General features: G+C 40.4%; 8 protein-coding genes. All 8 read left to right on the plus strand.

Going from position 1 to position 13,260, the window contains the following annotated elements:
* Nucleotides 1-2 precede the first annotated feature (2 nt).
* The 8 genes from AB5062_RS11315 (at nucleotide 3) to AB5062_RS11350 (ending at nucleotide 13,246) form a co-directional block, all read left to right on the plus strand.
* The gene (locus AB5062_RS11315; protein ID WP_011965330.1) at nucleotides 3-2,573 is read left to right on the plus strand and encodes a glycoside hydrolase family 2 TIM barrel-domain containing protein; all 2,571 of its coding nucleotides are present in this window, start codon (nucleotides 3-5) and stop codon (nucleotides 2,571-2,573) included.
* 308 nt (nucleotides 2,574-2,881) lie between these two features.
* Complete coding sequence (locus tag AB5062_RS11320; RefSeq protein ID WP_011965331.1) at nucleotides 2,882-3,115, plus strand: hypothetical protein; 234 nt, start codon at nucleotides 2,882-2,884, stop codon at nucleotides 3,113-3,115.
* A 46-nt stretch (nucleotides 3,116-3,161) separates the two neighbouring features.
* Complete coding sequence (locus tag AB5062_RS11325; RefSeq protein WP_011965332.1) at nucleotides 3,162-5,096, plus strand: family 78 glycoside hydrolase catalytic domain; 1,935 nt, start codon at nucleotides 3,162-3,164, stop codon at nucleotides 5,094-5,096.
* Between the two features lie 151 nt (nucleotides 5,097-5,247).
* The gene (locus AB5062_RS11330; RefSeq protein WP_032946382.1) at nucleotides 5,248-8,034 is read left to right on the plus strand and encodes a two-component regulator propeller domain-containing protein; all 2,787 of its coding nucleotides are present in this window, start codon (nucleotides 5,248-5,250) and stop codon (nucleotides 8,032-8,034) included.
* Nucleotides 8,035-8,249: 215 nt separating this feature from the next.
* Nucleotides 8,250-9,686 (plus strand): aldehyde dehydrogenase, encoded by a 1,437-nt coding sequence (gene aldA, locus AB5062_RS11335; RefSeq protein WP_057249977.1) that lies wholly within the window; start codon nucleotides 8,250-8,252, stop codon nucleotides 9,684-9,686.
* Nucleotides 9,687-9,871: 185 nt separating this feature from the next.
* Entirely contained in the window at nucleotides 9,872-10,876 is a 1,005-nt protein-coding gene (locus tag AB5062_RS11340; RefSeq protein WP_011965335.1) for a glycoside hydrolase family 43 protein, read from the plus strand.
* Between the two features lie 69 nt (nucleotides 10,877-10,945).
* Entirely contained in the window at nucleotides 10,946-12,409 is a 1,464-nt protein-coding gene (locus tag AB5062_RS11345; protein ID WP_005849183.1) for a glycoside hydrolase family 140 protein, read from the plus strand.
* A 96-nt stretch (nucleotides 12,410-12,505) separates the two neighbouring features.
* A complete protein-coding gene (locus AB5062_RS11350) occupies nucleotides 12,506-13,246 on the plus strand; it encodes a hypothetical protein (protein WP_011965336.1) in 741 nt (246 codons plus the stop codon).
* The last annotated feature ends 14 nt before the right edge of the window (nucleotides 13,247-13,260 follow it).

Consider the following 13,260-nt stretch of genomic DNA (forward strand, 5'->3'; position numbering starts at 1 on the left):
GTATGCAGTATAAAGTATTATTCAAGAGATGCTTGTTGGCTATAGTGGTAATGTTTGTCGTTACCTCTTTACAAGCGCAGCGGGAAATGAAGACTATCAATGATAATTGGGAATTTCGGAAATCTATAGATGAATCATGGGAATCTGTCAATCTCCCCCATACTTTTAATATAGATGCTTATCAACAACGAAATTATTATCAAGGTAAGGGATTCTACAGGCGTACTCTCGTTTTACCGGAAATTGTTGCGGAACGTCGTTATTATATGAAAATAGATGCTGCTAGTAAGGCTGCTAATATTAGAGTGAATGGAAAGGAAGTAGGCAGTCATGTAGGTGGTTATACAGCTTGTATTGTAGATATAACAGAGTATATCAGAAAAGAGAATTTGATAGAGATTACGGTTGACAATGGGAGAAAAGATATTACTCCTATATCGGCAGATTTCACTTTTTGGGGGGGGATCTACAGAGATGTATGGCTCATATCTACTCCAAAACAACACTTCAATATGAGCAATATGGGATCTGATGGAATTTTTATTAGTACTCCAGTAGTGAATGAAAAAAGAGGAGTATTGAAAGTAAAATGTGAAGTGACTAATGATTCTCATGAAAGTTCTATATTGGAAGTCAGAAGTGCAATTTATAGTCCGCAAGGAAAACTTTTGCAGACTATTAAACAAAAACAAAAACTTAAGAGTGGCGAAACCTATATTTTTGAAAACACATCTGGTGCTATTGAGAGTCCTGATTTGTGGAGTCCAGAAACTCCTTCACTTTATTTGGTAAAAACTACCTTGGTAGATCCGAAGTCAGGAAAGCTATTGGATGAAAAAAATCATAAGGTGGGATTTCGCTGGTTTACCTTTGATGGAAGTAAAGGTTTTTTCCTTAATGGAAAATCTTATAAATTACGTGGACTCAATCGTCATCAAGATCAAGCTCCGGCAGGGGTAGCTTTAGATGACGAAGCCCATCGACGAGACATATTTTTAATGAAAGAGTTGGGATGTAACTTTATTCGTATTTCACATTTTCCACAAGATGATGCAATATTGGAAATGTGTGACGAATTGGGACTATTGGCATGGGAGGAAATTCCTATCATTAATATTGTACCGAATACACCTGGATATGATGATAATTGTGAATATAATCTGCGTGAGATGATTCGCCAGCATTATAATCATTCATCTGTTATAACATGGGGATATATGAACGAAATTCTTCTTACTGCTCCTTCCATTGGTAAACCTGAGTGGCTAGCATGTAAAGAGCGCACGGTAAATCTAGCACAACGACTGGAAGCCGTTCTGAAAGAAGAAGATCCAGGAAGAGCCAGTGTTATGGCATTTAATATGACCAATCTATACAATGAAATAGGTTTGAATCTAGTAGACGTAGTAGGTTGGAATTTATATCATGGTTGGTATGTTGATAAATTAAAAGATTTTAATGCATGGTGTGAAGATCAACATCGTCGTTACCCTGACCAACCTATGATTATCAGTGAATGGGGAGCAGGCAGTGACAAGCGGCTGCATTCCACTCAAGGACGTGCCTTTGATTTTAGTATCGAATATCAACAAACGTATATAGAACATTATCTTCCTTTTATAGAGAATACAGAATGGATTAGTGGATGCGCTTATTGGAATTTCATTGATTTTAATGTGGCTGCTCGCCAGGAGTCAATGCCTAGAGTAAACAATAAGGGATTGGCTTATAATAACCGTATATGGAAGGATGTGGCTTACTATTTTAAGGCTATGTGGCGGAAAGATATTCCAGTAATAAGAATTGCCAGCCGTGATTGGGAAATGCGTACTGGGGAAATAAATAAGCCACAGTCCATTAAAATTTATTCAAATATGCCGGAAGTGGAATTGTTTATTAACGGACAATCAATAGGATGTCAAAAGATAGCTAATTGTCACACTGTCTTTAATGTAATTTTACCGGAAGGTATATCAGTTCTTATGGCGCAAGGAATCAAAAATGGGAAAACAGTTCAAGATGCTATGACAATTCAGTTCAAGTCACTTCCTAATATAGCTGAAGGAGATGAATTGGCAATTAATGTAGGAAGTAATTGTTACTTTACGTCAGATATCAGTAATCTTACTTGGTTACCTGATCAACCTTATACTGCGGGAGGTTGGGGATATATAGGTGGAAAAGCGCATAGCACTACCTCTGAAATTTATAATACTTTAGATGGGCCAATATACCAGACGTGGCGTGAAGGAAACTGGAGTTATAAAATCGATGCTCCTATAGGAGAGTATGAAATAGAACTGCTTATAGCAGATGTTACTAAACCTGCTGCTCAGTTGGCCAATCTTTTAAATAAGAATAAAGAAGAAAAGCATTCGGGAGAAACACGTTTTCATATTTCCATTTGTGGAAAACAAGTAGAAACTAATTTTTCTCCAATTGATGGAGGAAAGCATCGTACTGCCTTTAAGCGTCGCTATATTATTCGAAACGAACATGATCATATTGTTATTAGTGCAGGGGCAGTGAAAGGAGAACCGTTTTTAGCTGGTATTAAGGTACGGAAACTTTGATATGTGACAAAAGAGTCTTAAAAAGAAAGAATTTGTCTCAAAACACTTTTGATACGGATTCTTTCTTTTTAAATAGTGCAATTTATTGTCCGTACTGTACTATTGATCATAATAAAGTATTGTTATTGTTTATTCTAGTTTAGTATTTCAGAGAAAAAATGTTGAACTCATAAATTGCCGTAATGGAAAATACTTTGGATGAATAATAAAAAGGAATTGTACTATAATACAAAGAAATGAACAGGAATCCATAGTTACTATAATTTTATGTTCCGATATTTGCATGGAATTTATAGTAGATGAAAAACATGAATAAAAAAATTAAGTTATTAGGCATTCTGATGACTGTATCATTTCTATGTTGTTATGCCCAGACAAAAGAGTTCGATCCTTCTCTGGCTCCTAATGTAACCATCGTGAGCCGGCAATCTCAGGAGGAATGGAACAGTCGCTATATGTGGTATCCGGGACAACTGGCTGCTTTCTACCAGCAACAATGTGCCCGTATCTCAAAAGAGCGTTGTGTCAATGTATCCGGGTAAATTTTTTGCAAAGAATAATCATGTCTGGTTCAGAAAAGAGGTAAGATTGAAAAAGGAAAGTAGTCTTTGCTGGGAGGGTCCGTCGGATATTGTTCTTTATATAAATGGTGTAAAACAGTCTGTTTCCGGTAAACAGGTTATTTTACCCGTGGGCAGATCCTCTTTATTGTTTGAGGTGACAACGGATGACTCATTACCTTGTATCATTCTGAAAGGGGCGGGACTGGAAAATCCGGATGAATGGCAAGTCAGCATGGATAAAGAGCATTGGACAATACCCGAGAGTGCCGTCATGTATAATAAACCGGGCGTGCTGCCGGATGCTCCGCAAGATATGACAGCCCGGATTAAACCTTCACAAATACTCCCCATGCGCAATGCTGAGATGCAAGGTAAAGACGGAATTAGTATCGGAAAGAATGGTTATGTCCTCATCGACTTTTTCCATCTTGAGATTGGAACACTGACCTTTCAAGCGAAAGGAAAGGGAACTATAACCGTACGCGTTGGCGAAACTCCCGAAGAAGCACTGGAACGGGATGATAAGAAACTGGAACAATATCCATTGGCTCCTGTTACCTTGTCAGAAGAAGGAGGCACCATCACTTTGCCGGAACGCGCTCTCCGATATGTTTCACTGGAATGCGACAAGGGGGCTGAGATTACCTCCCTTCGTTTTGATGCGTCATTGTGGCCGGTAGAGCACCAGATGCAGTTTGAAACGGATGATGATTATGTGAACAACCTGTTCAAAATGAGCAGTGCGACATTGCATACTAGTATGCACCGCTTTTATCTGGACGGGGTGAAGCGTGATTTTCTTCCCTGGTCCATGGATGCGCTGGTCAGCACCCTGGCGGGGGATTATCTTTTCGGTGACCAGCAGGTGTCAAAAAACGGAATTTCCATAGCACTGATGCCGCTTGATCCGCAGAAATCAGATATAGGGATTCCTGATTATCCGTTGCATGCCCTGTTCGGCCTGAAACAGAACTATCTGCGTTTCGGTGACTTGACCACTTCCCTTCAATACAAAGACCGCATCATCCAGTTGCTTGATTTTTATGCCTCCATCGTGGATGAGAATGGTTTTGTACACGGCAATTATGGAGACAGACAGTTCGGTTATACCCCCGGATGGTCCACTTATAACGGTCCTGCCCGGAAAGGGGTGGCGGCCTATGCCCAGATCATGCTCTATTATAATTATGTGACCGGAGCTTATTTCGCGGATCTGTGGAAGGAGAGTGCATTGGCGGACAGATACCGCAAGTTGGCCCGGAATCTGAAAAAGAAGATTTTTGAACATTTTTGGGATAATGACCGGAAAGTCTTCATCAACGGTACAATGAATGACAATGTGACTGTGGACAAGCGTATTTCGCATCATGCCCAATATTGGGGAATACTGGCCGATATCTTTCCCAAAGAACATTATGACAACCTGTTTGAAAATGTTCTGCCGAATTTGCCGAACTATTATGAGGTGGTCAGTTATGAGAAGGGTTATGAGTTTCTGGCTTATGCCAAAGCCGGGCGGATAAAAGAGTTATGGGATCATATCTATGGTGTGTTCGGCGACTGGATGGATCAGGGACATACCCGTTTCCCGGAGAACTTTATGATGAATGCCTCCAGGGCCCGTCAACTGGTATTTTATAATCGTCCGTACGGCCTGAGTCTTTGTCATGGGGCGAATGGAGTCCCGGTAGTGGTAGGCGCATTGAACGGTCTTATCGGTTTCAGCCAGTCTTCGATGAAGACGAATGAATATACCATTAAACCGGAGTTACTCCATTTGAAGTGGATTCATTCCAGAATTCCGGTAAAGGAAGGATATATTGTCTTGAAACTGAATGCCGAGGGGGAGAGCACTATTGACATTCCGGCAGGATGTACAGTCAGAATTATAAAAAAGATCGGAAAGAAGCCACTGGTACTGAGAGAACAGGGCGGGTACAGCTTTCGGTTGAAGGACTGAGCGTTGAATAGAAAAAAGTGTCTGTTCAATAGCCATATTCTTTATTAAGTCATTCTTAATGTACTTGATTAAACCGACAAGTTGCAAGTTCTTGAATTTCTTCCTAGCTTTGTATTCGTTTGTTTTCAACAGGAGTACTTGCGTGAAGAATATGAAAAACATAGGAAGGATAGTATTACCAATCATTATTTTGTTATTGACTGTGCGGATAAATGCCGTTCCGGTCAAAGCATTTGATATGATAGTAAGAAACCTTCCTAATTCGGAACAGTTGCCGACCAAAGAATTGCTTTGTATCTTCCAGGATTCGGAAGGATATATGTGGTATGGCACTGAGGGGGGAGGTTTGTGTCGTGATGATGGATATATGGTGAAAGTGTTCCGTTCTGATTTCAAAAATCCGGGAATCTTGGAAAACAACAGTGTGACGTGTATTACTGAAGACGGTGAAGGGAAAATATGGTTTGGAACGAAGCGTGGCGCCTATATTTTGTCAAAAACAGATTATGAGATAAGGGCGCTTGCTGATGAAACGATAAAGAGCTGGACTATAACTACAATGACAGCGACGTCTGATGGTACGATCTGGATTTCGACTAACAGGCATTTGTTTCGATACAATGAGTCAGGGGAAAGAACCGGAAAATACATTCTTAAATGGAAAGGACGGGAGAATACCGTCAATTCTATTTATGAGGATAAGAAACAGACTGTTTGGGTAACTCAAGCAAAAGGCGGGCTTTTTTGCTATGATAAGGTAAAGGACTCTTTTATTTCATATCCTTGGCCCTATGATGAGTATCCCACAAGCATGACGGAAGATCATAACACTCCGTATTATTGGGTTACTACTTGGGGAAAAGGAATTGTACGTTTTGACCCCAAGGCACAGGATACGGACAAAATGTTTGGATTGCAAACAGTGGATAATGCGTCTTCTAACTCCGATGCCCGAAAGCTTCATCATATCATACAAGATTCTGTTAAGGGATATTTGTGGGTGACTGCGGCAGATAACTTATATGCCTATAAAATAACGGCCGATGCATCCTTGGATAAGGTGGATCTCTCCCGTTTATTATCAGCTGACAGGAAAATCCTCACAAAGATTCTTTCCGATCAATCCGGAAATTTATGGGTGACAGGTTATTATCCTTCTTCTTTCATTATTTCTTTTCTACCCAATGAAGTGCTTCCTTTGTCTATGGAAGGGGTAAAGCAAAATCTGGGGGTAATCGCATCTCCTATGCAGTTTTCTCAAGAGAAAAATTATTATTGGATCAGGCAAAAGAAATTGGGGCTGTATGCTTATGATCCCCAAAGAGATCGTATGTCTGTTGTTAAGAATGACAGGGAGCTTTCTTTTTTCTTTGAGAGGCCATCGGATAGAGAGGGAATCTATATGGTAAGGGATCATTCGGTAATTTTAATTCGGTATAAGGAGGACCGGCTTTTTGAATCCATCGTATGTACCATACCCATTAAACAAGGTGAGCGTATCCGTGCTTTGCATGATGACCGTCGTGGGAATCTTTGGATAGGGACTACTTACCATTTATTCCGGTATAGCTTGGAGGAAGGCCGATTGACTACAGTTTGTGATGATGTTGGTTTTATAAATGCTATCGTTTCGTCTAATGAAGGAGTTGTTTATTTTGCAACTGAAAGTAGAGGGTTGTGGAGAATTTCCGGAGAAAGCCGGTTGCAAATAAAGGATACAGGAGAAAATTATTCGGTATTGACTGTTGCACCGGACAACAATCTTTGGGTGGGTACTAAACAGGGCAATGTGTATAGTTATTCTCCGGATACGAATGATTTTATTTCCCGGACAAAAGATTGTGGATTGACAGGGGATGCTGTGTTGGATATAAAGTCGGATGACGATGGGAATCTTTGGATTCTTACATCACAGCGGGTGATGGTCTATCATCCCGGAACACATATCTTTACTATGATGTCTTGTACTGATTCTTGGATAAATCTGGAAGATTTCCAGTCATTGTATAAAGATCCTCGGGGAGAAATGAGTGTGGGTGGACGAGGTGGAATTGTGACTTTTCCTCACTATAATGAAAAAAAGAGGAGGATACCTGAACCAACGGTGCATTTGACATCCGTCGAAATGAATAACACCTCTGAAATCGGGGTGGATAATCAAAAGAAAATAAGCCTGTCTCCTCATGAGAGAAATGTGAAATTGTTTTTTTCTACTTTTGACCATTTGAATACGGATAAGGTAAGATATGCTTATCGTTATAAACAAAGAAACGATAATTGGGTGGCCTTGCCGGCAGGGGAAAATAGTATCGGATTGTCAGATTTGTCAAAGGGGGAATTTGAACTGGAAGTCCGTGTTACAGATGAGAATGGGCTGTGGAGTAAGAGTACATTAACGGTCATGATCCAGTGTTTGCCTGCTTGGTATGAAACAGGTTGGGCGTATTTGTTTTATGTGCTTGTTGTTTTATCGGTTGTTTGGGGATTGGGCCGGATGTATATGAAATTACGGAAGTCCATTGTTGCACAGACTGTTCTGCCACTGGAACAAAATCCGGAGCAAAGGCATGAGATAGATCCATTGTCGGAAGAAGGAAAAGTAGAAGCGAATTCTATTTCAGCATCTGATGAGCAATTAATAAGGAAGGCATTGGATATGGTTGAGAAGAACCTTAGTAATCCTGAATATTCCATAGAAGATTTAAGTAGGGATATGTGCATGAGCCGTGCTACTCTTTATCGTAAGATTACATCCATCACCGGAAGCTCGCCTTCTGATTTTGTGAAGAATGTACGTCTTCGTAAAGCTGCCGAATTATTGAAAGAGGGAGGGCTTACCATTGCTGAGATAGCTGATAAGGTTGGTTTTAATACACCTAGTTATTTCACAAAATCATTCAAGAAACTGTTTGGGGTGTTGCCTACACAATATAAATAAGTGATGTTTTAGTGATAAGAAGGAGATAGCTTTTGTGGCAGTTGATGGAGGAATAATTATAAATATGATTCATAAAGTTCAATTAAAGTGTATAAATTTCCATGTTAATGAACAAAAATACATTTTTGGGCTTTATAAATAACGATATATTTGTAAAATGCTGCTTGAATATTTCAGATTGAAAGAAATAAGGTACTCATTTTACATTTAAGACCATGAAAGAACTAAAGATGTACATCGATGGGCGATTCATCGAAAACCAATCCGATAAGTGGATTGATGTATTGAACCCTTCTACGGAAGAAGTGATATCTAAAATGCCTGATGGCACACCGGAAGATGCACGTGCTGCTATAAATGCTGCCGTGAAGGCACAGCTTTCTTGGGAGAGTCTTACCTCTATTGAACGTGCCGGCTATTTAACTCGGATTGCACAAGGTATCCGCAAGCGGGAACAGGAATTGACTGATATTATTATCCGGGAGGGTGGAAAAACAAGAGGATTAGCTAATGTAGAGGTGTTATTTACGGCTGATTACCTTGATTATATGGCCGGATGGGCCCGTCGCTATGAAGGGGAAATCATTCCTAGTGACCGTCCTCACGAAAATATATTTGTCTTTAAGAAACCTATTGGGGTGACAACAGGCATCCTGCCTTGGAATTTTCCTTTTTTCTTGATTGCCCGTAAGGCCGCTCCTGCTCTGTTGACGGGGAATACAATTGTGGTAAAGCCGAGTCAGCTGACACCGGAAAACGCGTATGTTTTCGCACAGATTGTAGATGAAGTTGGGTTGCCTAAAGGTGTATTCAATCTGGTGAACGGTCGTGGTTCGGTGATTGGACATGAATTGGCTGCTAACCCCAAAGTAGGTATGGTTAGTCTGACTGGAAGTGTGGAGGCTGGAATACAGACTATGGCAGCCGCTTCTACCAATGTGACGAAGGTTTCTTTGGAATTGGGAGGGAAGGCTCCCGGTATTGTAATGCCGGATGCAGATTTGGATTTAGCTGTAAAATCCATTATTGCTTCGCGTGTTATTAATACAGGACAGGTATGTAATTGCTGTGAGCGCGTGTATGTACATTCTAGTATAAAAGAGGCTTTTCTTGAGAAATTGTTGGCAGGATTCAAGCAGGTGAAAGTGGGTGATCCGAATCAGTATACAGACCTCGATATGGGTCCGTTGATTGATGCCAATGCACTGAAATCAGTAGAAGAGAAAGTGAAAAAAGCTATTGAGCAGGGAGCTGAGTTGCTATGCGGTGGTCATCGTATCGGTACTAAAGGATATTTCTTTGAACCGACGATTTTGACTAATTGTACCCAAAAGATGGATATTATTCAGGAAGAAACTTTTGGACCGGTACTTCCGGTTGTTGAGTTTACAGAGGTGGAAGACGCCATTGCCTGGGCTAATGATTGTGAATATGGGCTGACTTCTTCTATTTATACCCAGAACCTGGATATGACATTCAAATTGATTCGTGCGTTGAAATTTGGTGAAACTTATGTGAATCGTGAGAATTTTGAGGCGATGCAGGGATTCCATGCCGGATGGCGTAAATCTGGTATCGGCGGCGCGGATGGTAAACATGGGCTGGAAGAGTATTTGCAGACGCAGCTGGTTTATTTGGAAACTAAAGGCTGATTCTCATCATTATTCTATGTAGGATTGTCTCGGGATATAATTCGTATTTTATGTCTCGAGATACATCTTGTTATATGATGGATATTTATTATTGATTTAGATTGATACTTTAAGAAGTATAGAGTACAAAATACTTGTTGTTTCGTCCTGTTGGAAAAGGTTTATTCATCATAAAACAGCATGCTATGAAATTGTTTTTTTCCTTCGTTTTTGCCTTATTGGCTTTTACAGCTTGTACAAAACCCGAAAAGGAAGTCTATATCTTCACTTCTCATCGTGAGCCGGCATTGGACGGGTTACATTATCTTTACAGCTATGACGGCTATCATTGGGATAGTATCGCAGGTTCATGGTTGAAACCGGAAATAGGAAATAAGACTCCTTATTATAATTATTTCACTAAACAGACCGAAGAACAGAAATATGCTCCCAATTCGATGATGCGTGATCCGTCCATGACCCAAGGCCCGGATGGAACTTTCCATTTAGTGTGGACAATCAGTTGGAATGGAGAACAGGGATTTGGTTATGCCAGTTCTAAAGACTTGATTCATTGGAGTGAACAACGCGAAATCAAAGTGATGAAAGACTCTTTGACTAACAATGTGTGGGCACCGGAAGTTTTCTATGATGATGAAAAGGAACAGTTCATCGTTGCCTGGTCTTCTGCCATTCCTGTAGAAAGATATACGGCAGCCGATAGTTTGGGAGCTAATAAAAGTCACCGTGCCTATTATACCACGACCAAGGATTTCCAAACGTTTACTCCTGCAAAGGCGTTTTATGATCCGGGATTTAATTCTATTGACGGATTTATAGTAAAGCGTGATAAAAACGACTATGTATTAATTATAAAAGACAATCGCAAGCCTGGTTACAGTGATTTGTTCTGTGTATCCGGGCCATCGGCAGAAGGACCTTATGCTGATCCGTCAGTAAAATTTGCACCGACTTACTCTGAAGGTCCGTGTGCCGTGAAAGTAGGTGATGAATGGTTGATTTATTTTGATGTTTATCGGGAAGGACGGTTTGGAGCCGTGTCTACAAAAGACTTCAAGAACTTTACTCCCATTGACGATCAGATTTCTATTCCGCAAGGACATAAGCATGGTACTATCATAGAAGTTCCCGAATCAGTTTTGCTCAACCTGAAAGCGGAGGAAGCTAAAAGATTCCCTCAAAAAGACTAGTTATTACCCAGAATTGTCTGCTTGAATAAGTTACTTTGGGCTTTTGAAATTTATAAGATGAATGCACAAATGAAAAACAAGAATCTAGTATTATTATTCCTTCTTCTGATGGTGGAAGGAGGGCTGCTTTCGGCAGCAGCACAGAGCAAATCGTCGGTTTATAAGCCTTGGAGTCATGGACAACTGAAAGTAAGTAAAGAGAACCGTTATCTGATGAATGCGGACGGAACTCCTTTTTTCTGGTTGGGGGATACGGGATGGCTGTTGCCCGAGAAACTGAATAGAGATGAGGCTGCTTATTATCTGGAACATTGTCGTCAGGCAGGTTTCAATGTGGTGCAGGTACAGACTATAAATGGAGTTCCTGCCATGAATTTCTATGGCCAGTATTCCATGATAGATGGTTTCAATTTTAAGAATATAGACAGAAAAGGAGTTTACGGGTATTGGGACCACATGGATTATATTATTCAGAAAGCTGAGCAGAACGGCATTTACATAGCGATGGTATGTATCTGGGGAGGGCTTGTGCGCTCCGGAAAGATGAATGTTGAAGAGGCCAAAGCGTATGGTAGATTTTTAGGTGAACGATATAAAGATGCTCCTAATATTATTTGGGTAATCGGTGGAGATACTTATGCTGACCGGAATACTGAGATTTGGGAGGCGTTGGCGAATAGTATTCTTGCTGTGGACGAGAATCATATCATGACCTTTCATCCGTTTGGTCGTACATCCAGTGCTACCCATCTGAATAATAAGGAGTGGATGGATATGAATATGTTCCAAAGTGGACACAGGCGTTATGGCCAGAAAAAAGGAGATGGTGATACTTCTGTTACGGGATTGGAGGAAGACAATTGGCGTTATGTAGAAGAGGCTTTGTCCATGACTCCACTGAAGCCTGTTCTGGATGCAGAACCCAGTTATGAAGGTATTCCTCAGGGATTGCATGATCCTGCCCAGCCACGCTGGCGTGACTGTGATGTGAGACGCTATGGATATTGGTCTGTTTTTGCGGGCTCTTGCGGACATACATACGGACATAATAATATCATGCAGTTCTTGAAACCGGGTACACCCGGTGGGTATGGAGCTGATGGAATAGAGAAACCTTGGTATAAAGCAATGCAGGATCCCGGCTTCAATCAGATGAAATATCTGAAGAATCTGATGTTAACTTTCCCTTATTTTGAACGTGTACCGGATCAAAGTGTAATTGCCGGTACGAATGGGAATCGTTATGACAGAGCCATTGCGACTCGAGGAAAGGATTATTTGTTAGTATACAATTACTCCGGAAATCCGATGTCTGTTGACTTGACTAAAATCAGTGGCGCAAAAAAGAAAGTATGGTGGTATAGTCCTAAAGATGGAAAACTTTCTTTTATAGGAGAATTTGATAGTAAAATTACTCCTTTTACCTATGACGGCAGTTATAATCGGGATAATGACCAGGTATTAATTGCTATAGATTCAAGCAAGAATTATATTTCTACCGAATGGCTGGAACTTCCTATGGTAAATCAATAGCATTTTTAAGGAATACAGCCAAAAAGTCTTATTAAGTCTTAATGAAACGGGAAAAGTCAATGCGGAAATTGTAATTTTGAAAAAACACATTTACAAATGAAACGCATTGGCTTGTTCTTATTCTTTTGTATTCTTTCCTTGCATGGCATAGCTCAGGTTGAAAATGACAAGGATACGCTCATCATCCGGCAAGATAAAATCAATGAGTTTATCAATGAGATGAATGAGGCTGATAAAAGTATGGATTTTATAAACGAACCTCCTACGTTGACACCTCCCGTTTTATCTGATACGTTGCGGATGCCAAAATTTGATTTTACTCCCCGTGAAGAAATGCCTAAGATATCCCCTTATACTTTTTCCGGAAATCCTTTCGGACATGATTATATAGATGGACGTGCTTATCAGATTAATAGTACAGGGATTCTGAGTGGTTATCATTCCTTTCAAGGGTTGCCTTCTATAGGTGAGGCACGTAATGCCGGAGTGATGTACACACAGCGTCTCAATGATTTTATAACCGTGACGGGAGGAGTATATGCTGCTAAATACAATGTATATGGAGTCCGCTTTAATGATTTAGGTGCTAAGGGAAGGTTGTCTTTTCGCATTAATGACAGAATGAAGATCAATATGTTCGGCACATACTCGGTGTATAACGGATATGGTATGACTCCCGCTTCACAGCTTTTTATGAACCAGAATTCATACGGAGGCACTTTGGAATTTAAAATATCGGATAGTTTCGGAATTGAAGCGGGAGCAGAGAGGGAATTTAATCCGATGACCCGTAAATGGGAAACCCATCCTATTATTATGCCAGTATTCTATAAATAATAATTTGTGTATCT

It is taken from the genome of Phocaeicola sp. RTP21359st1_B8_RTP21360_211022, assembly GCF_040911965.1.
GTDB lineage: Bacteria > Bacteroidota > Bacteroidia > Bacteroidales > Bacteroidaceae > Phocaeicola > Phocaeicola vulgatus.